This window comes from Paludisphaera soli, assembly GCF_011064595.1.
GTDB lineage: Bacteria > Planctomycetota > Planctomycetia > Isosphaerales > Isosphaeraceae > Paludisphaera > Paludisphaera soli.
The window spans coordinates 25,704-51,588 of sequence record NZ_JAALJI010000003.1 but is presented as its reverse complement, the minus strand read 5'-3'; the positions used below and the strand labels follow the sequence as shown (position 1 = coordinate 51,588).

Below are 25,885 nucleotides of genomic sequence, written 5' to 3'. Positions count from 1 at the left end.
CGCGGACCCCTCAGGGCACGTTCGCGGGCGAGTGCTGCTCGGGGGGTGGCGAGGCCTTCTTGACCGCCGGCTCTTCAACCGGTGCCGCAGGAGTCGCGGGGGGCGAGGGCTTCTTCTTGGCTTGTTCGACCGCCTCGCTCTCCCGTTTCTTCTCGCGGAGAGCTTCGGCGAACGCCTTGTAGGCGTCGTCGGTGAGATAGCCCTCGATGAGGCCCTCCAGTTCGCTGAACTCGGCCTGGAGATTCCTCGTCAGGACGATCGTCTTCGTCGTTTCGTAGGAAAGCTTGGTCGCCTCGTCTTTCAGCTTCTTCAACGTCTCCGCGAACGACGAGGGGGGCGGCAGTAGGTCGTGCTGCTTGAGCAGTTCCTGTAGCCCCGTCCAGTCCTCGCCTTCGAGCCGGACCTGCATCAGCCGTTCGAGCCGGGCTCGGAGCGCGACCTGATCGACGACCGCGTCGCGTATCGCGTCGAGTTGAACCTGATACCTGGCGGCCAGCGGCAGCGGATCGACCGTGATCTCGCGCTCCTCGGCGCTCTCGCCGGGCATGATGGGGAACTCGGCGAGCGGTTCCGAGTCGCCGGCGAGCAGTCGGAGCTTGACCACTCCCTTCGTGGGACCCGGCTCCACGACGATGCGGCCCGATCGGTCGGTCATGCCGACCTGACGGATCGGGCCGTCGGGCGCGGGACGCTCCGTGAGCGTGTAGCCCGAGGCCGGTTCCCGGGTGGCCTTGTCCACGAATCGGAGGCGTAGCGCAGTCTCGCCAGCTTTGATCCCCAGCGCCGCCAGGGTGTTCGGACGGGAGATGCGTTGCGAGAGGGGGTCGCGATAAGCACTGAGGATCGCACAGCGGGCGATGGAGCCCTCGACGGACTCGGCCGCGAGATAGGTATAGGCGATCCGGGTGATTCCCACCGACTCATCGCGCAGGGTGACGAGCCGCAAGGGGATGAACGTCGTCCCCTTCGTGACGACCGCCCCGAGGTCGCTCGCGGGGGGTATCGACGCTCCCTGGACCTTCAGGAGCGCCCGGCCGCCCTCCTGGCCGACGATCAGGGCTGAAGGGCTGAAGAGGTCGAGCGTGAACCGGAAGAACGTCCGGGTCGCGTCGAGGCGGGCCGTGGCCTTGCGGCGCTGCAAGGGTCCCAACCATCGAGTCGCGGCGTCGTACTCTCGGCCCGAAAAGACCAGTCCGGCGTCGTCGCCGTCGACCGACACTCGAACCAGCCAGATTTTGTCCGAGGCGGGATCGAAACCCGAGAGGGCTCCCGCCTTGAGACCTTCCAGGTCCGAGACCGCGAGCGAGCTGGGGCGATCGGCGATCCGAATCGACCAGGACGGGCCGACGTACCGCCTCACCATTTCCAGCCAGGACGCGATCAGGGCTCCTCGCCGCCCCGAGTCCAGCCGAGCGTCGGCATCCGACGCCAGATGGACCTCGATGCGGTAAGGGCGGTTTTCGAGGGGTTCCGGCTCGGAAGCCGGCGCCGTCGACGGCCCCTCCTGCGTCCGGCCGATCGACCCGACCGCGAGGAGAAGCGTCAGCACGGCCGCCGTCAGTCGCCGATCCAGGGGTCTTTGGCGATCCACGGCGTGATCTCCCACGTCTTGATTCCTCGATAGAGGCGGTCGGCGGAGGCGGTCGGGCCCTTGAGGCGCGACCGCCAGGCATACTGTTCGGTGAGCTGCCAGAGCGGAATCACCGGGAGTTCGTCGCGCAGCTCGCGATCGATCTGGAGGGCCAGCCCGCGGGCGGTCGGCAGGTCCGTGGAGCGTTCGAGCTGGAGCAGCAGTTGGAGGATCCGAGGGCTGGCGGCCGACGCCAACGCGTCGGCCGATGGGGGAGCGTCGTAGCCCGGGCAGATCATCAGCCCCGCGTCGAGCACCGGCTCGTCGCAGCGAAGGACGCGGTAGGCCAGGTCGAAGCGTCGGCCGGCGCGTAACTCCGATTCCAGCCGAGATTGGGGGACCGCGACGGCCGCGACCTCGATCCGAGCCAGCCGGAACGCCTCGACCAGCCGGGCGACGACCGCCTCGACTTCCGCGATGGGGGGGTATTCCAGCTTCAGTTTCACGGCTTCCAGCTTCATCTCGCCCCGGGCTAGCGAGGCCAGGGCGACCGCCAGGACGGGATCGTAAGCGAGCGGCTTGACCCCCGGGGCGTCTGCATAGCCGCCCCGCGGGAACACGCCGTCGGCCGGCGCATCGCCATCGCCGCCAGGGCTCTTGAGGATCGTCTCTTCGAGTAGACTCTTGCGATCGAGCGCGTAGGACAGGGCCCGTCGCAAAGTCCGATTGCGGAGGAGCGGCGAACGGCCGTCGAGGGCCAGGACGTGCACGGCGGGCTGCGAGTAGCTCCCCAGACCGACGCCCGGCGTCCCTCCCAGCTTGGCCCGCTGATCGGGCGGGACGTGGGCCAGCAAGGCGACGTCGCCGCGATTGAAGGCGGCGAGAGCACCGGCGGGCCGGTCGTATCGGACCTCGCGAAGTCGGCGAATGGAGCCGGAAGGGTTATCCGCCGAAGCCTCGGATCGAACCCGGAGTTCGATCGACTGGGGCGACGAGTCGAAGCAGATGTAGGGCCCCGAACCCACCAGGCGACGCTCCTGCGACGAAACCACGACCCGGCCGTCGGCTCCCGCGTGCGCGGCGCCCACTGGGGCGTCCAGCCAGAAGGACGGCTTGAGCAGCGGTCGCTTCAGGCGAAGCTCCACCCGGGCCTCGTCGATCGGCTGGACCTTCTCGAGGACGTCGGCCCACCTCGCCTGATACTTGGCCGCGTCCCTCGGGTCGCAGCGGTCGATCAGCGTTCGGGCCACATCCACCGCCGACACGTCGCGCGACCCGTCGGACCAGGGGATGTTGGGCCTGACTCGGACGACCAGGCGGCGTCCAAGGTCGGTGGACTCAAGTTCGGCAGCGATCTGGCCCGAAGCTTCGCCCCGCCTCGCCTCCTCCGAATCATCCGCGAGCATCGGCAGGAACAGGAGCGGGGCGATTCGAGCATCGGCCGGAGAGCGGGTCCAGGGGCCGGCGGGCCAGGGGACGTCGACCACCGCAACGTCGAGGGTCGGGTCCGCCGCGAAGGCCTTGCCGTACTCGGCCTCCGCGCCTTCGAGGGTCGGCCAGATCTTCAGGGCTTCGAGCAGGGCGTCGAGTCTCTCGGGGTTGGATCCCGATCCAACAAGGCCGGCCCGATCTCGGGCCAGATCCACGAACTTCGAGCGTAACTCCCGAGTCCGAGGCAGGTCCTTCGCCACTTCCTCCAGTTCGTGGAGGAGCCGGCGGCCCTCGGGATAGAGCTTCAGCTCGATCGCTCGCGTGATGCGGCCGGCGTAGGCCGAGGCGAACTGATCCAGCAGGCCGGGGTAGTCAGGCTTGCGGACGTGCAGCTCGCGCAGGAGGCGAAGGCCTCGGGTCACGTCGCCGTCCCCCAGCGCCTGCCGGCCTTCGGCGAACAGCAGGGCGTCGACGTGGTCATCGAGTCCCGGCCACTTCGGATCTCGATTCCGCACCCTAAGGTAGTGCTCGAAGGCCCGAGTGAAGTCGCGGGCTCGGAGCAGACGCTCGCCCTCGGCCAGGAGAATCTCCTCAAAATACTCGATCTTCTTGATGGCGGTTCGCTTGAGCTTGAAATCGCGGGCGTCGCCCCTGCCGGTCGCGGCTTCCTGGGCGAGATGGATGGTGATCTGGGTCTCCGGACCGGGCTCCTCGGCCTTCCTGGCCTCGAACGCCTCGAACTTGCTGGGCTCGCCGGGCAGACCGATGTTACCCCCGAGGGGGATGGCCGGGCCCCGGGTCGGGGGCTTCGGCGTCTCGACCGGCGGCAGAGGGCGCGGGCTGACCGGCTCGACTAGGAGCGTCGAGTTGTCGATGAGGGTGATCCGGTCGAAGGGACGCGACACGAGGAGATCGGCCGGCATCGCCGCCGCCCTCGCCGCTTCCTGGCCCGTCGCGGTCGCGACCGAACCGGCGAGCAGGCCGAGGCAAGTCGAGGCGACGAGCGCCGGTCCGATCATCCGGTGGGCGACCTTTGAGCGCGAATCGGGCCGCGGGGAGCGTCTCATGGCTTCGTTCCTCCGGCGGCTTCCAGCTTGATCGGTTGCAACACGCCTCGACCGGTCGGCGCGAGCACGTCCGGTCCGACCGCGATCAATCCGCCGGTCGGCTGGGCGCCCAGCTCGATCGAGCCGACCTCGCGGCCGTCGGCGAGGGCCAGGCCCCGAGCATGGGCCTCGCGGTCCAGGATCCAGACGACGTCGCCGCGAATCAGCGGGGCGCCGAGCGCCGGCGCGCCTGGGGTCGACGTCCAGGCGCGACGGCCGTCGGTATCGAAGAGCGTCACGCCGCCCGCCGCGTCGAAGGCGACGACGCGGCCGTCGACTTCCATCGGGGCCCCCAGCAGCGGGGCGTCGAGCTTCCAGGACCCGACGGGGCTGAGGTCGCGGGCCGCGAGCGAGCGCACCGAACCGTCCGCCATCGCCAGCACGACGGCCGTGCGCGTGCAGGCCGGATCGGCGAGGATCCTCTGGTCGAGCGTCGCCTCGGCCTCGATCACGATCCGACGTTCCGGGGCGGCCTTGAAGCCCAACCGGCGGACCCGGCCGGCGTCGTCGGCGAGCAGGACCGAGTCGCCGTCGAGGGCCGCCGGCGCCAGCCATCGGCCCGTCCGGTCGCGTTCGAACTCGGGCACCAGCGGTTCGGCGTCGGATCTTCCCGACGTCGGGTCGATCAGGTAGGCCCGACCGTCCTCGCCCGGGATCAGCAGCCCGCCCGACCACGGGAGGGGCGACGCGGCCAGGACCGAAGGGAGTTCCGACCGTTTCCAGCCGCCGTCGGACTCCGTCCAGAGCTCGGAGCCGCCCCGGCCTGGGGCGAGGAGCGTCAGTTCCCGCCCCTCGCGAGCGACTCGCGTCAGGAGGCCGTCTGGGGCCTGGGGATCGCCCGGCCTGGGGAGTAAGGTGGTCACGAAGCCGCCGCGCTCCAGGTCGGCCCGAGGGATGCGGATCTGGCGACCGGCCCGATCGACGCTCGCGAGCGAGTCGCCGTCGCCCCAGGCGACCGGGGGGACCGGCCACGGGCCGCCGATGACGGTCTCCCATTCGATCTCGCCGGCCGACGGATCGACGCCGCGCAGCGAGACGCCGCCGCGTCGCGATTCGAAGCTCAGGATCAGCCGCCGCCCCGCGGCCCGGATCGGCCCGGCGGCCGGGCCCAGGTCGCCGAGCATGTATCGGCTCGCCAGCCGTCCCCCGTCGCCGTCGAGGTCGTAGCGGGCCGTGCGAGAAGCGGCGACCCAGATGTCGCGCTCGGAGGATGTGAAGCCGAAAGCCGGTCCGGTGCTCGTGAGGTCGGGGCTCAGCCGCGCGATCGACCGGAACGGGTTCGCGCCGGCGTAATCGCCCGCCGCGAAGACCTCGAGCCCGCCGCGATCGCCGACCGCCCAGATCGACGAGCCCGAGGTCGGCGGCGAGTCCCAGGTCCAGCCCGCCACCTCGATCGTCTGCACGGCCCGAGGCCGCGAGCCGTCCTCGTCGAGGACCAGGACGCGCCATCGGCTGTCGCCGATCCCGTCGTTCTCGGCCACGACCAGGAACCGCCCGAGCCGCGCGGGTGGGCAGGGGATGGACCCCTCGCCATGGCCCAGATACTGCACGTCCACGCAGGCCAGCGGGTCGCGGGCGATCACGAACAGGCAGTCCTTGCGGCCCATGACGTAGAGGAACCGTCCCGATTCGTCGGCGACCGGCGTCCGCGTGACGGGGAAGCCGAGGTCTACCGTGGCCTCCACCTCGCCGGTCGCGAGCGCAAGCACCCTCAAGCGGCCGCTGGGGAGCGTCTGATAGACCTGCTCGCCCATAACCAGCGGGGCGGCGTCGACGTCTTCTTCGAGACCCTGGCGCCAGATCAATCGTCCGGTCCGGGCGTCGCGGCGGCACAGTTCGTGATGGCGCGCGTCGAAGGTCAGCACGCTGGCGTCGCCCGGAACGGGCGCGGGGACGACCGTGCAGGCGAGGCCGACCGGCGTCCGCCAGAGGGGCGCGCCCGTCGCGGCGTCGATCGCGTACGCCGCGCCGTCGGCCAACGCATAGGCGACGCCGTCGGCGGCGAGCGGCGAGGCCGGCGCGTCCGACCGCGAGCGGGAGACCAGCGACGTGGCCGGCCCCAGCGGCTCCGGCCTCTCCGTCGTTTCGCCGGGCCGCCGCGAAGGGTCCACCCTGGCCGCCTGCCGCATCAGATCGTTGGCGAGGACCATCCGCTCGACGACCTTCGGGTGCTTCGAGAGATCGGCGTAGGCGAGTACCAAGCCGTCGCGCGCCTTGTACACCTCGGTCGCCGACTTGCGACCTATCGCCCGGTCCATCGCCGCGATCGCGGCCGCGAGAGCGTCGGCCTTGCGGATCGCCGCCCTCGCTTCGTTGATCAGGTCGGGGAGTCGGGACTTGGTGAGGAACGCGGGCGCCGACTCGCCGGCGATCCTGGCGTGCAGTGCGACCGCCTCCTCCGCCTCGGCCAGAGACTTGGCGTCGGGGGGCGTCCGACGGGCGCGGTCGGCCAGCCCTTCGCCGATCCGGATCGTCAGATCCCCCAGCTCCGACTTCTCGTCCCGATACTCGGGCAGTTCGCCGACCGTGTCGACCATCTCACGCGCGGCCTCGAGCGCTCGGGACCACGTCGCGCCCGAGACGGAGATGTACTGCCGGACGTTGGCCAGGGCGCGGAGGGTGAGGGCCTTGCCGGCGCGGGGGTCTTCGAGGTTCTTCTCGAGGAAGGAGTCGAACTCGCGGATCGCGGTCGCGTTGTCGCCGTCCTCGAGCAACTCCATCGCGTGATTGAAGGTCCTTGAGGCGATCGTCCGAACAATGATCCCGTTGAGCCAGAAGCCCATCGCGATCAGGAGGCCGAGGAGGGCGACCAGCGCCAGGACGGTCGGCGAGGCCGCGATCACCTCGCGACCCGGAGCGTCGGCCTCCCGAGGATTCCGCCACCGCGCCAGGAGTCGGGCGATCGTCCCGGCCCCTTTCCCTTTTGGCGGCCGACGGGCCGAGCTGGCGATCGGAGGGGCCTTCGCCTCGTTCGGCGGCAGGTCGAGGTCGAGTGTGGCGAGGACGTCGTCCTTTTCGAACACCGAGACGCGACGCGGGGGGGCTTGGATCACGGGCGCTTCGACGTGCGAGCCTTCGGCCGGCCCCGAGAGCACCCTGGTCGGCTCGTCGGCCTCGGCCCGCGCCGGACGTCGCCGATCGCGACGGGGGGCGGACTCGGTCCCCGGGTCGTCGAGCCGCAGAACGAACATCCGACAAGGGCCGACGGTCAGCTCGTCGCCCTGTCGGAGGGTCGCGGAGACGATCTTGCTGCCGTTGACTTCCAGGAATTCGGCGTCGGGCGAGGCGTCGACCTTGAAACGGCGTCCTCGCCAGCGGATCCGGCCGTGGACGGGCAGGACGCCCTCGCCGGCGAGGACGATGTCGCATGCGGCCCCCGAGCCGAAGAGGATCGGGTGCGACCTGTCCAGGTCGACGAACCGGACGCGGCCGTCGGCGTCGTGGATCTCAAGCGTGGCCATGGGGCGTCCGGGCGCTCCGGTGCGAGGGGTCGAGGGTCATCGGAGGGTCTCCTGGGCGACCACCTTGAAGTCGTAGCCTTCCCCCCTGGGGACGACCGCGAACCGGGTCACTCGGATCTCTGCGGGCGACCGCCCGCGGTAGCGAATCTCCAGGTCGGCGAGCCGTTCCTCGATGCCGGCGGGATAGAACTGGAACACGGTCCCCTCGCCGACCTCGATCCCCGCCTTTCGCAGCAGGACGAGGTCGGACGCCTTCCTCGCCCGGCCTTCCCAGATGAAGTAGAGCCGGCCTTCGCCGCCGCTGCCGCCATTGCGACGGGTGGGATTCGGGCTGGAGAAGTTGGAGGCGTACACGAGCTGGTCCTTCCCCCCGACCACGGCCAGTTCGACGCCGAGGGAGTCGAGCTGGCGAGCGTACTCCTCGGGCCGCTGGCCTTCGGGATAGAGGATGCTCCAGCGGTTCTCGCGGCTGACGCCGCCGTCGCCGGGGCCGAAGCCCAGGCCGGGGCCCCCGGTGCCGATCTTGGAGGCCCGACGCCCGCTGGCGACGGCCCCGCCGCTCGGCATGGCCGGGCCGACGTCCACCTCGGCGACGTCGCGCCCGGCCTCGAGCGCGGCGTCGAGCATCGCCCCGGGGGTCGACTGGACCGAAGGCTGTTCGAACTCGCCCGGCGTCTCCTCGTTGTTCGACGCCTGCGGCGCGGCGTCCGCCCCGGCCAGGTCAATCTTCTCCGTGGAGCCGGGCGCTCCGTCGGGCGATCCGCCGCCGCCGCCGAAGACCTCGACGATCTGCAGCGGGGACGTGACCCGCGAGGCGAATTCCTGGTTAGTCACGAAGATCAGGGCCAGCCAGCCGACGACCAGCATCGCACCGAGGACAACGGCCATTAGGAAGGACGTGACGCGATCGTACCGGGATTCGCCAAGGATGCGGACGTCTCGGGCCGGGGACGCCGCAGGCCTCTTCGGGGATTCGACATGGGGGGCGGTCGCGCTCAAGGCCCGGCCCTCCCCGTCGCGCCGGCGGCCGCCTCGTCGATCGCCGAGGCGTCCAGGGGGCGGACGCTCTCGTACCACCCCCGCCAGGCTTCGGCGGCGGCCCGCTTCTGCTCGGGCGTCGCGCCGGGCTCGGGGCCGGGACCGTCGATCTTCCGCCCGATGAGCTGCAGGCCCTGCCTCGCCGACGCGACGACCCGCTCGTCGGCGTCTTCGAGCGCGGCGATCAGGTCGGGGGCGGCGTCCAGGTCGCCCGAGCGGCCGAGCGCCCAGGCGCCGACCTCGCGCAGGCCGGGGTCGCGGGAGCGGAGCATGCGTCGGAAGCGGTCCTTGAAGGGCTTCAGCGCCGCCGCGCCCTGCGTCTGGTAACGGTCGAGGATCCCCGCCACGGCCGTCTCGGCGTCGGCGATCCGCGGGTCCTCGAGCACGTCGAGCATCCCCTCGACGGCGCCGTTCATGGGCCGGCTGATGATCCGACCGCCCGCGACCGTCATCGTGGTCAGGTCGTTCGGCAGGTAACGGCCGCCGAGGAGCGTCCCGGAGCCGAGCTTCTTCGCATCCACCCGCGCGAGCGACTTCTTGGTCGATCGCGTCAGGAAGAGTACGGCCCAGACCGTCGTCACGTCGTCCGAGTAGGGGGGATAGCCCCAAGAGCCGTCGGGCCTCTGGTTGGAACGGATGTACGCGGCACCCTTCTCGAACCAGTCGATCCGGCCGATCGCCTGGCGGTCGGCGAGTCCCCCGATCCGCTCGATGCCGTAGAGGCCGTAGTACATGGACTTGCCGAAGGTCTTGGCGTCCGCCGTGCTGAAATGCGAGCCGATCCACGACAGGCCGCGGGCGATCGCCGCGTTGATCTGAGCGGCGGTCGCAACCGGCTTGTAGTCGCCGCGAGGGCCGCCGTCGTCCACCGGGGTCAGGTGAGGGTTCAGCCCCTTCTGGAAGCTTCGGTAGCTGTCCAGCTGGCGGCCGCAGATCAACAGGCTGCCGACGCCGGCCGCGGTCATCGAGACGGTTTCGGCCTCGTTCTCGTCGCGATGGTAGTTCCAGCTCCCGGCCGAGCTTTGCGACGACATGTACCATTGCGCCGCGCGATCCCAGACCGAGGGGGGGACCTCGACGCCGTTGTTCTCGCACTCCCAGAGGCCGAGGACCGCGTACTGGGAGATCGACGTGTCGCCGTGGGGTCGGCCTTCGTAATCCCAGCTGCCGTTGGGCTTCTGCTTCCGCATCAGATAGGAGCCCACCGTTTCCAGCAAGCTGCCGCGACCGGAAGAATCCACGTTCGAGAGCGCGAGGGCCACGGCGGCGGCCTCGTAGACGTCGGCCCCACCCGACCGTTCGGGGGTGTAGCCGCCGCTGACGAATCGGGTGCGGATCTTCGCCAGGCAGGCGGCCAGGGCCGGGTCGTCGACCGGCGTCTCGGCTTTGAGGAGGCCCAGCGCGATCATGGCCGTCTCGCCGACCTGCTTCCCCGAGGAGGCCTTGCGCAGGTATTGCACAGCGGCCGACACGGCCGGCTCCTGCTGCTGGGCGCGGGCCGACGGGGGCCCGACCGCGGCCAGGATCGATATCGCGCACCAGGCGGTCGCGAGCGTTGCGATTCGAATCGTCGGGATCATGGCTTCACCGAAGGATCGACGGTCGCTCGCCGAGACGGCTGGAGAGGTCGTACCATGATTCTAACCTCATGACCACGAAATGAATCGGGGGCTCGCCTTTTTTCCGAGATTCGCGCTCGACGCTTCGGCGCGGCCGGGTCGTCGGATCGGGCCGCCCCGCTTCCGGCTGGTCAGAGGGGGATTTTCTTGCTACAAGGGGGATGCGTGGGTGGCCCGGCTGGGCGCCGGCCGGTCGTCGTCGACGTCCGGCCCGCCGACAATCGCCCGCGCGACACCTCTCCCACGGCCAGAGACCCGTTCCCACGCGCCCCGGTTCGTGGGGTTGTCGATATTGCGCACACCCGCTCCGCCGATGGCTGCCCATGCAAGCGACCCACTCGGATGAAAGCGCTGCCTTGTTCAGCGGCTACAACCTCGCGGCCTATGACGAGATGTTCGGATCGGACCGGACGCCCAGGCCGCACTACGCGCCGCTCCACGACCGACTGATCGACCTGGGGCCCGCCGAGATCGAACGCCGCCATAAGGTGGCCGACCTCACGATGCGCAACCAGGGGATCACGTTCACGGTCTACGGCCGCGATCAGGGGGTGGAGCGGATCATCCCCTTCGACCCGATCCCTCGGCTGGTCTCCGCACCCGAGTGGGACCGGATCGAGCGGGGGTTGAAGCAGCGCGTCCGCGCCCTCAATTTGTTCATACGAGACATCTACCACAATCGTTCGATCCTCAAGGACAGGGTTGTCCCCGCCGAGCTGATCTTCGGGGCCTCGGGATATCGGCGGGACTGCCTGGGTCTGAGGGTCCCCAAGGACATCTACGTCCACGTCTCCGGGATCGACCTGATCCGCGACGCGAACGGCGAATACCTGGTGCTGGAGGACAACTGCCGCACGCCCTCGGGCGTCAGCTACGTCCTCAAGAACCGCCAGGTGATGAAGCAGATCTTTCCTTTCCTGTTCGAAGAGTACAACGTCCGGCCGGTCGACGATTACACCGACAAGCTGCTCTCGGTGCTCCGCTACATTGCGCCCGACGGGTGCTCCGACCCCACGGTCGTGGTCCTCACCCCCGGCATGTACAACTCCGCCTATTACGAGCACAGCTTCCTCGCCCGCCAGATGGGCGTGGACCTCGTCGAGGGCCGCGACCTCGTGCTCGACCGCGGCCAGATCTTCCGGCGGACGACGCGAGGGCTCGAACGCGTCGACGTGATCTACCGTCGGCTCGACGACGACTTCCTCGACCCGCTCTCCTTCCGGCCCGACAGCATCCTGGGCGTCGCCGGGCTCATGGGGGCTTATCGAGCGGGGAACATCGGGCTGGCGAACTCGCTCGGGACGGGCGTGGCGGACGACAAAGGGATCTACCCATTCGTCCCCGATATCATCAAGTATTATCTCGACGAGCAGCCCGTCCTGAACAACGTCGAGACCTTCCGCCCGCTCGTCCCGTCGCACCGCAGCCACATCCTGGAGAACCTGGAGTCGCTGGTGGTGAAGGCGGTCGACGCGTCGGGAGGCTACGGGATGCTCATCGGCCCGGCCTCGACGAAGGCGCAACGCGAGGAGTTCCGGCGCAAGGTCGAGGACAACCCGCGCGGCTACATTGCCCAGCCGACGATCCAGCTGAGCCGACACCCGACCTTCGTCGACGGCCACCTCGACGGCCGCCACGTCGACCTCCGCCCGTTCGTCCTCTACGGCGAGGACGTCTTCGTGCTCCCCGGCGGCCTGACTCGCGTGGCCCTGCCCGAGGGGAGCCTGGTCGTCAACAGCTCGCAAGGGGGGGGGACGAAAGACACCTGGGTCCTGCAGGGCACGTCGCCGGCCGACGCCCGCCGCGCGTCGACGCGGCCGACCGCCGCCGAGGAGGGGCCCTGAGATGCTCAGCCGCGTCGCCGAGAGCCTGTACTGGATGGGCCGCTACATCGAGCGCGCCGAGAACGTCGCCCGACTGCTCGACATCGGCCTGTTCATCGAGCTCGACTCGGAGATCGGCCCGGGCGAGGGCTTCGCTCCCGTCGAGATCGCCCTCACCATCCTCGCCTGCCGCGACGACTTCCCGATGGACGTCAGCGCGCCGTCGCGGGACGCCGTCCTACGCTTCCTGACCTTCGACCGCGCCAATCACCAGTCGATCCTCAGCATGATCTCCCGCGCCCGCGAGAACGCCCGCGGCACCCAGGAGGCGATCGGGGTCGACGTCTGGAGCGAGGTCAACCGGCTCCACTTGTTCCTCGGCGGCACCCGCGCGCAGCGCAAGTTCGTCCGAGGGCCGTCGAGCCTCTTCAACGCCATCAAGAACTCGTGCCTTCTCATCGACGGCATGATCCAGAACACCCTGCCCCGCGACGAGGTCTACCATTTCCTCGAGCTGGGCCGTCATCTGGAACGGCTCGACGTCCTCTGCCGGATCCTCCGCGCCAAGTGCCCGGTGCTGACCCAGCAGGTCGAGGACCATGAGGCCCCGATGCAGCTCGTGCGGTGGACGAGCCTCCTGAGGAGTTGCTCCGCCCACGGGCCGTTCCTCCGATCCGAGCGCGAGCGGATCGAGCCCGAGGGGGTGATCCGCTTCCTCGTGCTCGACTCCGAATTCCCACGCTCCATCCGCTATAGCGCCGCCCGCTGCCAGGAGTCGCTGGAGTCGATCTCCGGCGGCGACGAGGACGCCTACGGCTGCGAGGCGGAGCGGATCCTGGGCCGCCTCGAGAGCGATCTCCGCTACCTCGACGTGGCCGAGATCTTCGACCGCGGCCTGCTCAAGTTCCTGGACTCGCTCCAGGTCACCTGCCATCGCGTCAGCGACGAGATCCAGCGCTGCTTCTTCCTGATGTGAACGGATGGGAGGGGACGAACCGCCATGCTGCTCCGAGTCCAGCACGAGACCAAGCTGACGTACACGCAAGACGTCTCCGAGACCGTCTTCGAGGCCCGCATGGGCCCGCCGTCCGAGGAAGATCAGACCTGCCTGGGGTATCGCCTACGGATCACCCCCTCGGCCCCGGTGACGGTCTACCAGGACGGCTTCTTCAACCGCGTCGACCTGTTCAACATCTACCGGCCGTATCGCGAATTGCTGATCCGCGCGACGAGCGTGGTCCGCACCCACCGGGCGGCCGGCGAACCCAGACTCGCCGAGGTCCCTTTCGACCCCGAGGCCGACGAGTTCCAGGCCGTCGAGGCCCTCGAGTACCGGCTCCCTAGCAAGCTCGTGAATCAGAGCCCGGAGATGTCGGCGTTCCTCGAAGCGATCCCCAGGCCCTCCGGGTCGCTCCTGGACGCGGTCCAGCAGCTCGCCGACGCCACCCGCGCGCGGCTGGTCTACGAGAAGAAGGTGACCTCGGCGCGGACGCCCGTGAGCGAGGCGCTGGCGCTGGGCCGCGGCGTCTGCCAGGATTTCGCCCACCTGTTCCTCGGCGCATGCCGAGGCTTCGGCCTGGCGGCCCGCTACGTCAGCGGCTACATCCACGAGCCGGGCGAGATCGCCACCCACGCCTGGTGCCAGGTCTGGGCCGGCCGCAACGGCTGGGTCGACGTCGACCCGACCCGCGGCCACATCGTCGACGACGACTACGTCCGCATCGCCCTGGGGCGAGACTACCTCGACGTCCCGCCCAACCGAGGGATCTATCGCGGCCGGGCTGAGGAATCGATCAGCGTGGCGGTCAAGGTCGAGCCGATCTCCCGCGTCCCGACCGATTGGGGCGAGTGGTCGGAACGCTCGGAGGCACCCTGGTCCGCGGCCTCCTGGATCCAGTCGGGCCGCCAGGCTCCCCGCGGCCGGATGAGCCAGATGCAGTCGCAGTCGAACTTCCGCCAGCAGCAGGGCCAGCAGCAGCAATCCTGAGGACCCCTCAACGGTTCGCCGCCTCCAGCTCGCCCGCCTCGTCGGCGTCGGCCGCGTCGTCGCCGGTGCGGGAGAGGCTGGCGTCGTAGCTCGTCCCTCGCCAGGCCACCTTGCCCGTGAAGCACATCCGAATCGCCCTGATCAGGATGTAATCGGTCAAAATGTTGCCCAGCGGGAACGTCGCGACGTACCGGGAGCCTGGGACCGACACGTTGTAGATGATGCGGAAGACCGCGTACATCAGGCCGTGGTGCAGCAGCGAAAGCCCCAGCAGCCAGTACGCGAACGCCCCCCCTCGGCCGACGGCCGTCAACGCCAAAGCCGCGACCAGCGCGACATGCCCGGTCTGGCAGAAGACGATCGGGTCCAGCAGCTTCAGGATCAGCCGTCGCGGACTGCGGTCGAGCGCGTCGTAGAGGATGCGGCTCCAGCCCCGCACGAGCTGGCCGATCGACGCGTACATCCGGCACGAGACAAGCCCCTTGGCGATCGCCAGCCTGATGGGAAGGCCCAGTCCCTTCACCTTGCCGGCCAGGCCGATGTCCTCGACGAAACGGTGGCGTACCGCTCGATGGCCTCCGGCCGCGTCATAGGCCCTGCGGGTGACCAGGATCGACTGGCCGTTGGCGAAGGCCAGCGGAGAAGCGTCGTCGTTGATGTCGCGAGGCGGGAACGATTGCATCAGGACGATACCGGCGAGCGGCTGGATGACTTGTTCCCAGAACGTCTCGCACTTCAACTCGGGCAAGAGGCTCACGAGCGCCGCATCGTTCTCGCCCGCGTACCGGAGCATGACTCGCAGGAACGCCGGCTCATGCTTCGTGTCCGCGTCGAGGAACCAGAGCCACTCGCCGCGCGCCATCGGGGCGTGGCGGTGCAGGACGTAGGTCTTCCCGGTCCATCCCGGCGGCAGGCGGTCGTTCTGGAGCACCCGGACCCGCTCGTCGGCGTCGGCGTGGCGCCGGGCTATCGCGAGCGTGTCGTCGTCGCTCCGGTCGTCCACCACCAGGATCTCCAGGTTCGGATAGTCCTGGGCGCGCACCGCAGTCAGGCATTCGTCGAGCGTCGCCTCTTCGTCCTTCGCCGGGATCACGGCGGAGACGAGCGGCAGATCCGTCCCCTCCAGCTTTGGGGATTCCGGCGTCAGGAAGCGCGTGCGGCCGAGGACGATCTTGAGGACGACCCAGCGAACCGGCCAGATCAGGATGATCCCGGCGTAGGTCCAAAGGATCCAGGATTCGAGGCGATTCATGCGGCGGACTCCGACTCCACGGCCATCGGTTCGTCGAATCCTTCCAGCTCGACCGCCGAGGGATAGGCGAGCTTGCCGAGCACCATCGCCGCGAGCCAGAACGGGGCGACGCCCCCGAGGTTCGGATCGATCGCGAGTCCGTAGGCCAGGCCGGCCGGCAGCGCCAGCCAGCCGATCGCCGCCGCGCCGACGTGCGACGCGAAGAACCGCGAGGCCCGCGTCGACGGCTCGGCGAGGCGTTCTCGGCCGCCCAGCCGCCGGAGCACGATCATCGCGCCGGCGAAGACGACGAACAGGCCGCCGAGCAGGATCTTGCGGAGCGACTCCGGATCGGCGTCGACGGCGATCGGCCCGATCCCGCGGATGACCAGGGCCGAACCGAGGATCGAGAGGCCGTCGACCACCAGGACGTTCAGCACCCAGGAACGGGTTCGGCCCAGGCATCGCGAGGCCTCGGGTTCGAGGGGCTCGGCCCCCGGGCCGGCGTCAAGCGGGTCCGTCATGGCGTCCCTGGAGATGCGAGGCCTGGTGCTGACGGTAGAGGCCCACGATCAACTCAACCTGGCCGATGGGCCGACCCGTCGCCAGGGCGATCTCGCCGGGGGTTCGGCCGGCCTCGACCAGCGTCCAGATCTCGTGATGCTTCTCCGCGAACCCGGCGGCGTCGTCGGCCCCGCCTTCTACCCCCAGGTCCGGCACGGATATCAACGCCGCGGGGGGAGAGTCGTCCTCGGCGTCCCGATCGCGGCCCTCGCCGTACGACGAGCCGCTTGCTCTTCGTCGCTCGATCTGGCCGGCGAGGTGCTCCAGCCGTCGCAACTCGTAGGCGAGCTGGATCACTCGCTGCTCAGTCGCGTCATGGGCGTGGGATAGCACGTCGAGCCGACGGACCAGGAACAGGCAGGTGGCGGTCGAGAGCAGGACCAGGGCGAAGAGGCAGGCGAGGCCGCTGGTCAGCCAGAAGTAGGTGTAGTTCACGGGGCGACCGCTCCTTCCCGGGAGGCTGGTCAGTGGGCGAGGTTCTGTTCCGGGGCCGAGCCCGCCGGTCGGCGTGCGTAAGCGGCGTGGGCGGCGTCGAAGACCTCACGCAGGGCGACCCTGCGTTCCGACGCGATCTTCGCGCAGTCGTCGAACTCCGGGCTGAAGGTCGGCGGACGGCTTTCGAGCCAGCCCAGCTTGCCGCGGACCACGCCGAACTCGGTCTCGACCTCGACGGGCTTGCGGTTCAGCTTGTGGCGGCTGACGGGGAACCGCCGCACGCCCAGCGTGGTCGTCTCGCGGAAGAGGATCTCCTCCATGGCGGGGATCCTGGCCTCGTCGCAGAGGATGCTGACCATGACGCCCGGCCGGTTCTTCTTCATCTGGATGGCCGTGGTGAAGACGTCGAGAGCGCCGGCTTCCAGGAGCTTGACGGTCGTGTAGCCGATCACCTCGCCCGGCAGGTCGTCGAGATTCGTCTCCAGCATGTACACGCGGTCGCCGTGGGGCGAGGGCTCCAGCACCCCGACGAACAGCCGGAGGATGTTCGCCTGCCCGTGGACCTCGCGGGTCCCCGCCCCGAGGCCGATCGACTCGACGGTCAGGGCGGGCAGGGGGCCGAATCGCTCGCAGACCGTCGTCACGATCGCCGCCCCCGTGGGCGTGGTCATCTCCATCTCGACGGTCGACTCGGCGAGCGGCACCCCCTTGAGGATCTCCGCCGTGGCCGGGGCCGGGAGGGCCATGCGGCCGTGCTCGGCCCTGATCGAGCCGCGTCCCGGCGGCACCGCGCTGCATTCGAAGCGGTCGACGCCCAGCAGGTCGAGGCCGACGGCGGAGCCGACGATGTCGATGATCGAATCGACGGCTCCGACCTCGTGGAAGTGGATCTTCGCCAACTCGACGCCGTGGACCCGCGCCTCGGCCTCGCCCAGCCTCAGGAAGATGCTGGTGGCGAGATCTTTCTGACGCGGGGTCAACACCCCCTTCTCGATGATCGCCTCGATGTGGGGCCAGTGCCGGTGGGCGTGCTCGCGGGGCGTCTCGACCCGGGCGTAGGTGGCCCGGAAGCCCCCTCGCTTGACCGTTTCGAACGAGAGTTCGCCGGGCAGCCCGAGGCTGGCGACGGCCTGCTGGATCGCGCGACCGTCCACGCCCGCGTCGACGAGCGCGCCGAGGGTCATGTCGCCGGAGACGCCGCTGAAGCAATCGAAGTATCCGACGCGCACGACCACGCTCCTCGTCTCATTTCCGTTCGCTCGAAGGAGTTCCATTCTAGCCTCCCCGCCCCCCTCCGCAACCCAGGAACCGCCCGAGCCGACGGTCGTAGGCAGCGCCGTCGGGGTGGTCGAGGGCGGGCGAGGAGAGGGAACCACGGGGGCCGTCGCGGCCTCAGAGGTCGAGATACTCCTCGGTCGCAAGCCGGCGGATGTACGCCAGGGTCTCTTCCAGCGATTCCACGGCCGAGCCGGGCACGCGGCCGGCGTCGTCGCACTCGCGAAGCAACTTCAGGTCGTCGGCCCACTCGGAATCCTCGATCTCCCGGCGCTGCTTCACCCCCAGGGCGCGGTATCGAGAGGTGACGAGGTCCATATGGTGGGCGATCAGCCACAGGGTGCGGTCGGTGACCGAGCCGCGCAGGCCGTCGACGGCCGCGGCGATGTGGTCGCGCGGGTCGATCGCCTTGCCGACGTCGTGGAGCAGGGCGGCCAGCAGGAACTCCTCGTCGTACGGACGGGCCTCGCGGGCGTGGTGGAAGACTTGCAGGCTGTGGTAAAGCGCATCCCCCTCGGGATGGGTCTCCGCGTCTTGCTTGACCCCTTCGAGCGGGATCAGGCGGAGGCGGTAGACCGCGAATCGATCGATCGATTCGGAGAGGGCGGGCGTCGGCAGGTCGTCGGCGGGCTCGGGCGGAGTGGGCTCGTCGTCGTCGGCCTCTTCCACGTCCTCGGCGCGCTGCTTCTGGATAACCACGAGTTGCTCGCGGACCTCGTCGTCGGAGGGCAGGTCGCCAGGTCGGATCCGGTGGCCCAGCACGGCGGCGGCCTTCCGCTTGGCGGCGTAGTAGTCCGACTCGGAGGCGGCCTCCAGGCGGTCGAGCGGGGCCGGTTCCTCCCTGGGGACGTCGAACGCGTCGAGGAGCCGGCGCGCGGCCTCCAGGGCGATCTGCTTGCGGAGCTTCGCCGTGGCGGCGGCGACGCGGAACGGCTTCTTGAATTTGTCGTGCATGATCCGCGAATTTTAACACGATCCGCCGTCGTCGACGCCAGAGGATCCGGGTCGAACTCAGCTCTCGGGAGCGGTCGCGGCCCGCTCGATCGGAGGCGGCGGCGGCGTCAGGCCCTCCTTCCGGGGCTTCGGCGAAGCCGGCGACTCCGGAGCCGTCGGCACTTCGACAGGCTGTTTGAGGAGGAACCAAACGCTGGCCGCGACGAGCGCGACGGCCAGAGCCGGCAGCACCCAGCCCGGTATGGCGGGGCCTTCCTCGACGGCCGGAGTCACGGTTGTAGGCACGCCTGGGATCGAGGGGAGGTCGGCGAGCGAGAGGCCTTCGGGGAGAGCCCCGGTGATCTTCGGCTTCTCGGCGGTGAAGACGTGGATCAGATGCTCGGCGTCGAGCCCGCCCTCGGCGCGCGCTCGAGCCGCTATCGTGTCCAGGACGACCGGCCCGAGGGCTACCAGGAGCTTCCGGACCGCGGATGGTTCGAGTCTCGTCGTCCGGGCGAGGAGATCGATCAACTCAGGGAGGTTCGCGCCAAGCGCGGGCCCCAGCAGGTCGGAATCGTCGATCACTTTCGGCTCGGCCGAGGCTTCGGGGCGCTCGCGGAGGGAGCGGAGCAGGGCGTCGAGGGCGTGGCCGTCGAGGACCTGATTCGAAAGCGAGGCCAGCACCGCGGGCAAGGCGGCGGCCGTCGCCGCGCGGGCCTGGTCCTCGCTCTGGTCCAGGTCGACGGCGAGCTTCCGCAGGCCCTCCCCCGAGATCTGATCCTGGATCGCATCCACGAGATTCATCGCGCGCAGGCTCCTGGGCCGGATCGGTTCGCGTTTCGGTCAGCCCCGGACGCCGGCGGGTTCCTTCGCGGCGAGCGATTCCTCCGCCAACTTCTGCACCGCGCGGAGGTCGAGCTTGCCGCTCCCCAGCATGGGGATGGCGGGCACCTTGAACACGTGGTCCCGGCGCGGGATGAACAGGTTGGGCAGCCCCATCTCGCCGAGCTTCTTGAGGGCCTCGTCCACCCTGGCGTCGTCCAGGGTGGTGAGGACGGCGAGCTTCTCGCCCTTCTTCGGATCGCCAACAGAAGTGACGGCGAACTGCTGGGTGTCGGCCTTCACGGCGTCCTGGAGCGCCTCCTCGACCCTTCCGTGGGGGACCATCTCGCCGCCGATCTTGGAGAACCGCGACAGCCGGCCGGTGATCTTGAGGAAGCCGTCGTCGCTGAGCATCCCCAGGTCGCCGCTGTTGTACCAACCCTCGACGAAGGCTTGCCGCGTCAGGTCCTCGCGTCCCAGGTAGCCGGACATCACGTTCGGCCCTTTGATGAGCACCAGGCCCTCGGTGTTCGCCCCGAGCGGCTCGTACGTCGTCGGCGAGACGATCCGGATCGCCACGCCCGGGATCGGCTGGCCGACGTATCCCCGCCGCGAGCCCGGCTGGAAGAAGCCCGGGGCGCGGTAGTCGAAGCAGTTCACGGCGACCACCGGTGCGCACTCGGTCAGGCCGTAGCCCTCCATCGGTCGGATGCCGAAGGCGTCCTCGAAGGCCAGGCTGAGCGAGTCCGGCAGACGCTCCGCCCCGGCCAGCACGAGCCGGAGCGAGCCGAACTGTCCCGGGGCGCAGCGACGGACGTAGAGGTGCAGGAACGTCGGCGTCGCCATCAGCACCGTGACCGAGAATCGCTCGACGAGCGTGCCGACGGCGAGGGCGTCGAGCGGGGTGGGGTGGAACGCCGACCCCATCCCGCTCGTCTTCGCGAACCAGAACATGGTGTAGCCGAACGAATGGAAGAACGGCAGGATCGACGCCAGGCGGTCGTTCGGCAGCACGCGATACATCCGGCGGATCGCCTCGATGTCCGCCACGATATTGTAGTGGGTCAGCACCACGCCCTTCGGCTCGCCGGTGCTGCCACTGCTGAAGATGATCGTCGCCGCGTCGTCCAGCGAGACCGGCCGCTCGGCCCCGGCGTAACGCTCCAGCGCCCGGATCGGCGCGAGCAGGGCCATCGCCATCGCCTTGATCTTGTCCTTGCGCGTGATCCCCGCCATCTCGTCCTCGGCGTAGATCAGCTCCAGGCCGCCGGGCGGCTCCAGCTTGGCCTTCTGGAGGAACTGCCGACTGGTGACGAGGGTGGTGAGCCCGGCCTGCTTCGCGCTCGACTCTATGCCCGCGCGGCCGCCGGTGAAATTCAGGTTGACGACCGTCTTGCCGGCCATCGCGGCGGCGATGTTGACCACCGCCGCGCCCATGCTCGCCGGCAGCATCACGCCGACGTTCCGTTGCCCCGCCCAGCGTTCCCGGAGCTTCCGGGCCATCGCCAGCGAGGCGGCCAGCGTCCGGCCGTAGGAGAGCGAAGGCTTCTGCAAGTCCGCCAGAGCCAGCCGCCCCGCATTGCGTCGGGCCTGGCGGATGAAGCCGTGGTGGAGCGGCCGGCAATCGGCCTTGCGGTAGGCCTCCGCCGCATTGTCGAGGTCGCGGATCGACTGGCGGATCTCGAACAGGGATGCCGTCGACGGCAGCGGGTCGCCGACCGAGACCGTCACCGGGAACGGGACCCGCTCGGGGATGCGACGGCCGCTCACCGGGGCGAAGACGCTGTCGTAAAGCCGGTCCAGGTGGACCGGCACGATCGGCGTCGTCCGATTCTTGACGATCCGCTGCAGCCCGCGTTGAAAGGGGCCGATGAGGCCGGTGCGCGAGAGCTGGCCCTCGGGGAAGAGGCAGACCAACTCGCCCGCGTCGAGGGCCTTGCCGGCCTCGCGGAAGGCCTGGAGGATCATCCGGGGGCCTCCGGAGGGCGAGATGGGGATCGCCCGCATGGCCCGCAGCAGACGGCCGACGATCGGCCGCTTGAAATACTCGGAATAGACCACGAACCGCACCGGCCGGTCGGTCGCGGCCATGATGAACAGGCCGTCCATGAACGAGACGTGGTTCGGGACCAGGAGCGCCTGGCCCTGGCTCGGGATGTTGGTGCGGCCGATGACCCGGACGCGGTAGACGGTGTTCGCGAGGCCCAGCATCAGGAATCGCAGGAAAGCCTCGGGCACCAGCTTCAAGGCCCAGAAGAATCCGATCCCCAGGCCCAGGCCGATGAGGACGAAGATGCTCCGGCCGGAGACCTCCGCCCAGGCGAGGCCTAGCGCGAGGACCGAGACGCTGAGCATGCCGGCGTAGACCAGCACGTTCGTCGCCGCGATCACGGCGCCTCGACGATCCGCCGGGGCTCGCCACTGCACGATCGCGTTCAGCGGCACGAGCAGGAAGCCGGCGAAGAAGCCGAGCGCCCCCATCAAGATCAGCATCCCGACGAGGCCGGGCCCCCAGATCCCGAACGTCAGGGCGCTCAGCGACATCCCCAGGGCGCCCAGCGGCAGCAGCCCATATTCGACATTCTTCCTCGACAGTCGGCCCGCCAGGTAGCAGCCCAATCCGATCCCCAACCCCAGGGCGCCCAGCGGAAGGTTCGACTTCCATTCCTCCAGGCCCAGCACGATCTTGGCGTAGGGAAGCAGGGGGGGCGGGATCAGCGTGGCGATGCTCCACACGATCACCTGGCCGACTACGGCCAGCCGGAGGACGCGGTCGCCTCGAATCGCGTCGGACGCCATGCCCAGCGTGTCCATCAGGCCCCCTTCACGCCGCGCCGGCGCGACCGCGGGAATGTGGAACGCGGCGAGGAGGCCCACGGCCGAGAGGGCCACCAGCGGAAAGGCGGCCAGCCAGGGCCGGCCGGGACTCATGGCGAAGAGAGGGCCGGCCGCGACGGTCCCCCCGATCAAGGCGACGTTCGTGAGCATCTCCAGGAGCCCGTTCCCCCGCGACAGCTCGGCGTGCGGCAGGATCTCGGGGAGGATGCCGTACTTCGCCGGGCTGTAGAGCGCGGCCTGCACGCCCAGGAGCCCTAGCACCGCGAACATCGGCCAGCCCCCCGCGGGTTGCATCAGGAGCGCCGCGGTGCCGAGGGAGATGAGGGCCAGCTCCGCGACCTTCATCCAGACGATGATCGTGCGCTTGCCCATGCGATCCGCCAGCACGCCGGCCGGCAGCGAGATCGCCATCAGCGGGATCAGCAGGATGATCTGGGCGATCGACGTCCGGGTCTGGCCCTGGCTCTCGCTGGCCGCCGCGGCGAGCGCGAGGAGGATGACGAGCTGCTTCCAGGCGTTGTCGTTGAAGGCCCCCGCGAACTGCGTCGCCAGCAGCCCGCCGATCGGCCGTAGGCTCCCCGGCGCGGTCGTCGACCCGAGAGTCTCTTGCGTGTCCGCCGCGTCAGCCATCAACCCGACTCCTGGTCGCTGTGCCATGATAGGAGGGATGAACGCAAGGCCCGCCGGCCGAGTGTCGCAGAATGTCCTACGTCCGGATTATGAGCAAGTCCAGCTCGCGAGCGACAGCCGAGGTCGGATTTCCGGCCCCCCGTCCGCGTTCCCGTGTTCCTTCGCGGCGCGGGGGGCGATACGCTGGACGGGGGAGTCGCGGGCGGCCTGGAGCATCACCGGCGGGCGACCTCCCCGGAAGAAGAGGGGGATCGGGTTACCCATGCGCGTGCTCATCACCGGGGGCGCCGGCTTCATCGGTTCGCATCTGGCCGACGCCTATCTGGAACGGGGCGACGAGGTCTACATCCTCGACGACCTGTCGACGGGAAGCATCGACAACATCCGCCACCTCCGCTCCCGGAAGGGCTTCCATTACACCATTGAAAGCGTACACCACGCCCCCACGGTGGCGGAACTCGTCGACCAGTGCGACGTGGTCTTCCACCTGGCCGCCGCCGTCGGCGTCAGGCTGATCGTCGAGAGCCCCGTCCGCACCATCGAGACCAACGTCCATGGCGCGGAGGTCGTCCTGGCCGCCGCCAACAAGAAGAAGAAAAAGGTCCTGCTCGCCTCCACCTCCGAAGTCTACGGCCTGAGCGAGGACGTCCCGTTCCGCGAGGACGGCAACCTCGTCCTGGGAGCCACGAGCAAGGGACGCTGGAGCTACGCCTGCTCGAAAGCGATCGACGAGTTCCTGGCCCTGGCCTACTGGCGCGAGCGCAAGCTGCCGACGGTCCTGGTCCGGCTGTTCAACACCGTCGGCCCCCGCCAGACCGGCCAGTACGGCATGGTGGTGCCGACGTTCGTCAAGCAGGCTTTGACCGGCCGGCCGATCACCATCCACGGCGACGGCGCGCAGTCGCGCTGCTTCACCGACGTCTCCGACGTGGTCGCCGCGCTCGTCGGCCTGATGGACCACCCCGGCGCCGTCGGCGAGGTCTACAACATCGGCTCGACCGAGGAGATCAGCATCCTCGGCCTGGCCGAGCGGGTCCGATCCCTCACCCAATCCGATTCCGAGATCGTCCGCATCCCCTACGAGCAGGCCTACGGCGACGGCTTCGAGGACATGCCCCGGCGCGTCCCGGACATCTCCAAGATTCACGCCCTGATCGGTTACCAGCCCCGGAAGTCGCTCGACGAGATCCTCCAGGGCGTCATCGACTACTTCCGCGACTCGCCGACCGCCCCGACGCGGCCCGAGCCGATCGCGAGTTGAAGTCAGGGAGGGCGGGGCGAACTTCGCCCGAGCAGGGCCTCAGCGACCCCGCCGCTCCTGATCCTCGCGGAACAGGTTGAAGAACGACTGGATGTCGACCAGCTCGAACCGATCGTCGGGATACTTCGCCCGAAGTGCGTCGAACGCCCGGATAACGTCGGTCGGGGACATCCAGACGAGGCGTGAGAGCAGGAACCCCGTCTCATGGGCCGGACGTTTTGCGATCCGGCCGTGGATCACGTCGGCCGCCCCTGCCGACTGCGTGAAATCCCAGGGCTCGCTGATGAGTTCCGTGACGGGCATCCCCTTCCAGAGGTGCGGCTTCGGGGGCTTCCCTCCCTGGTTGTATATGTCCATGACGATCGTCGCGAAGCCGTCGGGCGCGAACTCGTGGAAGGCGTCCTTCACCGCATCCGTCGGCTGGTCCCAGTCCAGGACCATCGGCGCGATGGTCATGTCGGCCTCGCGGAAGAACTTCCGGTTGTGCACCACGAAAAGCGGGAGCAGCGACGCCGGGAGCTGGTTGGGGTTGAAGTACCCCGCCGCGCTGGCGTCGGCCGTGAAGAGATCATTGGGGGTCGCCGTCGCGTAGACGTGGGCGACGAGGTCCGGGTAGGTCTCTAGCAGGTTCGGGTTGATCCCCCAGGCCAGCGGCACCTTCCCCCGATGGGGCGAATCCCATTTCGAGGGCAGGATGTCGTACAGCGCGAAGGAGGAGTCGTAGTCGGCCATGAACATGGCGATGTAGGTCGTCTCGCCCGGCCCGGTCCGGAGCGTCGGCCTCCGCTGCGTCAGGGGCTTTCGCGGCGCCTGGCTGTGGAACGACTGGTTGAAGCTGTCGCCGGTGATCGTGTTCTGATAGCAGCCGAACGGCGAGATCAGCCGAACTGTCTCCCATTCGGTGAAGACCGGGTCGTGGCGGCTCTCATGGCCGGGGACGGCCGCGTACTTGGCGAACGAGAAGAAGCCGGCTAACTCGGTCAGTTGCCGCCCGGCCGCATTCCGCGAGATCGATTGGAGGATCATCCGATACGTTTCGAGATCAAGCCCCAGCCGTTGATGCGGGTCGTCGGCCGGGACCTCGTCGCCCCAGGGGGACAGATCGAAGACGAACCCCCGATTCTTGACGGCCCAGTCGCGGGTGACGACGTCGCCCAGGGCACCTTCGGCCCGCCTCGTGGCGGCGTCCTCGTTCAGGAAGAGCCGATGGGACGAGCAGAGCCCCTTGTCCAGGTATTCGCGCACCGCCCAGCGGTAGGCGTCGTTCTTCTTGCTCCCCGTCTCCCGGCCGTCGAACTTCCCGCGAAGATCATGGAGGATCGGCAGGCCCCAGGCTTTCAGGCGAGCCTCGGCCAGCTCAGGGCTCAGGACGATCCCGTCTTCCACGCCCGCAATCGTCGTCGCCACGTTCACGGTCGCCGGGACGACCGGGTCCCAGATGACGGCTCCCCGAACTCGCCCGCGAGCCGATTCGACGAGGCGGTCGAGGTCCACCGGCTCACCGACCGCGCGGCCTTCCAGCCAGCCGCCGGGACGGCGCAGGATCTCCAGCCAATGGGCGGGTCGCGGGTGGGCGTTCGAGGAAACGTAGACGTTGGGCGCGTCGCGGTTGAGGATCCCCTGGAGCGTCGCGGCCGCCATCGCCTCGTCGTACGAGGCGACGTCGCCCCGCGCGGAGAGCTTGTGGGCGAGGATGGACGGCGTATCGGCGTGTGACGCCGCGGCGGTCGCCAAGACGATGAGGAACGGCAGGCACCTTGAGGCGGCGGAGCGGGCGATCATGGTAGGCCTCGCGGGGTTATCCGAGCGGCGAGCCGATGGCGAGTACGCTGGATCGTCAATCGCCGTGCCGCCGTTGTCA

General features: G+C 69.3%; 17 protein-coding genes. 4 read left to right on the top strand and 13 right to left on the bottom strand.

Going from position 1 to position 25,885, the window contains the following annotated elements:
- Positions 1-10: 10 nt before the first annotated feature.
- From G6O68_RS05520 to G6O68_RS05500, 5 genes are all read right to left on the bottom strand, one after another.
- Complete coding sequence (locus G6O68_RS05520) at positions 11-1,591, bottom strand: hypothetical protein (protein ID WP_165245682.1); 1,581 nt, start codon at positions 1,589-1,591, stop codon at positions 11-13.
- Entirely contained in the window at positions 1,558-4,068 is a 2,511-nt protein-coding gene (locus tag G6O68_RS05515; RefSeq protein ID WP_165245680.1) for an ABC transporter substrate-binding protein, read from the bottom strand. Before G6O68_RS05515 ends, G6O68_RS05520 begins: the two co-directional genes overlap by 34 nt.
- Positions 4,065-7,568 carry an outer membrane protein assembly factor BamB family protein gene (locus G6O68_RS05510; protein WP_165245678.1) on the bottom strand — a complete coding sequence of 1,168 codons (3,504 nt, stop codon included), beginning with the start codon at positions 7,566-7,568 and terminating at the stop codon, positions 4,065-4,067. The genes G6O68_RS05515 and G6O68_RS05510 overlap by 4 nt, the downstream gene beginning before the upstream one ends.
- Before the next feature lie 36 nt (positions 7,569-7,604).
- Positions 7,605-8,456, bottom strand: coding sequence for a hypothetical protein (locus G6O68_RS05505; RefSeq protein ID WP_240911055.1), 852 nt, complete (start codon positions 8,454-8,456; stop codon positions 7,605-7,607).
- A 107-nt stretch (positions 8,457-8,563) separates the two neighbouring features.
- Positions 8,564-10,186 carry a prenyltransferase/squalene oxidase repeat-containing protein gene (locus G6O68_RS05500; RefSeq protein WP_165245676.1) on the bottom strand — a complete coding sequence of 541 codons (1,623 nt, stop codon included), beginning with the start codon at positions 10,184-10,186 and terminating at the stop codon, positions 8,564-8,566.
- Positions 10,187-10,548: 362 nt separating this feature from the next.
- On the opposite strand from G6O68_RS05500, the gene G6O68_RS05495 reads away from it, so the two are divergent.
- From G6O68_RS05495 to G6O68_RS05485, 3 genes are read left to right on the top strand one after another with little or no spacing between them, the layout of a single operon-like run.
- Positions 10,549-12,069, top strand: coding sequence for a circularly permuted type 2 ATP-grasp protein (locus G6O68_RS05495; protein ID WP_165245674.1), 1,521 nt, complete (start codon positions 10,549-10,551; stop codon positions 12,067-12,069).
- A gap of 1 nt (position 12,070) precedes the next feature.
- Positions 12,071-13,024, top strand: a complete 954-nt coding sequence (locus G6O68_RS05490) for an alpha-E domain-containing protein (protein ID WP_165245672.1) — start codon at positions 12,071-12,073, stop codon at positions 13,022-13,024.
- A 24-nt stretch (positions 13,025-13,048) separates the two neighbouring features.
- The gene (locus tag G6O68_RS05485; RefSeq protein ID WP_165245670.1) at positions 13,049-14,035 is read left to right on the top strand and encodes a transglutaminase family protein; all 987 of its coding nucleotides are present in this window, start codon (positions 13,049-13,051) and stop codon (positions 14,033-14,035) included.
- Between the two features lie 7 nt (positions 14,036-14,042).
- Here G6O68_RS05485 and G6O68_RS05480 read toward each other — a convergent pair whose 3' ends face one another.
- The 7 genes from G6O68_RS05480 to G6O68_RS05450 form a co-directional block, all read right to left on the bottom strand.
- Positions 14,043-15,287, bottom strand: a complete 1,245-nt coding sequence (locus tag G6O68_RS05480; protein ID WP_165245668.1) for a glycosyltransferase — start codon at positions 15,285-15,287, stop codon at positions 14,043-14,045.
- Positions 15,284-15,790 (bottom strand): hypothetical protein, encoded by a 507-nt coding sequence (locus G6O68_RS05475; RefSeq protein WP_165245666.1) that lies wholly within the window; start codon positions 15,788-15,790, stop codon positions 15,284-15,286. The genes G6O68_RS05480 and G6O68_RS05475 overlap by 4 nt, the downstream gene beginning before the upstream one ends.
- Positions 15,774-16,265: a hypothetical protein gene (locus G6O68_RS05470; RefSeq protein WP_165245664.1), complete on the bottom strand. Its 492-nt coding sequence runs from the start codon at positions 16,263-16,265 to the stop codon at positions 15,774-15,776. Before G6O68_RS05470 ends, G6O68_RS05475 begins: the two co-directional genes overlap by 17 nt.
- A gap of 29 nt (positions 16,266-16,294) precedes the next feature.
- Positions 16,295-17,494, bottom strand: coding sequence for a nickel pincer cofactor biosynthesis protein LarC (larC, locus tag G6O68_RS05465; protein ID WP_165245662.1), 1,200 nt, complete (start codon positions 17,492-17,494; stop codon positions 16,295-16,297).
- Positions 17,495-17,657: 163 nt separating this feature from the next.
- Positions 17,658-18,494: an HD domain-containing protein gene (locus G6O68_RS05460; protein ID WP_165245660.1), complete on the bottom strand. Its 837-nt coding sequence runs from the start codon at positions 18,492-18,494 to the stop codon at positions 17,658-17,660.
- Between the two features lie 57 nt (positions 18,495-18,551).
- Positions 18,552-19,277, bottom strand: coding sequence for a DUF937 domain-containing protein (locus G6O68_RS05455; RefSeq protein WP_165245658.1), 726 nt, complete (start codon positions 19,275-19,277; stop codon positions 18,552-18,554).
- A gap of 39 nt (positions 19,278-19,316) precedes the next feature.
- Positions 19,317-22,763: an MFS transporter gene (locus G6O68_RS05450; protein ID WP_165245656.1), complete on the bottom strand. Its 3,447-nt coding sequence runs from the start codon at positions 22,761-22,763 to the stop codon at positions 19,317-19,319.
- Between the two features lie 262 nt (positions 22,764-23,025).
- Between G6O68_RS05450 and G6O68_RS05445 the strand changes: the two genes are divergently transcribed.
- Positions 23,026-24,024, top strand: coding sequence for a GDP-mannose 4,6-dehydratase (locus G6O68_RS05445; protein WP_165245654.1), 999 nt, complete (start codon positions 23,026-23,028; stop codon positions 24,022-24,024).
- A 39-nt stretch (positions 24,025-24,063) separates the two neighbouring features.
- Here G6O68_RS05445 and G6O68_RS05440 read toward each other — a convergent pair whose 3' ends face one another.
- Positions 24,064-25,806: a GxGYxYP domain-containing protein gene (locus tag G6O68_RS05440; protein WP_165245652.1), complete on the bottom strand. Its 1,743-nt coding sequence runs from the start codon at positions 25,804-25,806 to the stop codon at positions 24,064-24,066.
- Between the last annotated feature and the right edge of the window lie 79 nt (positions 25,807-25,885).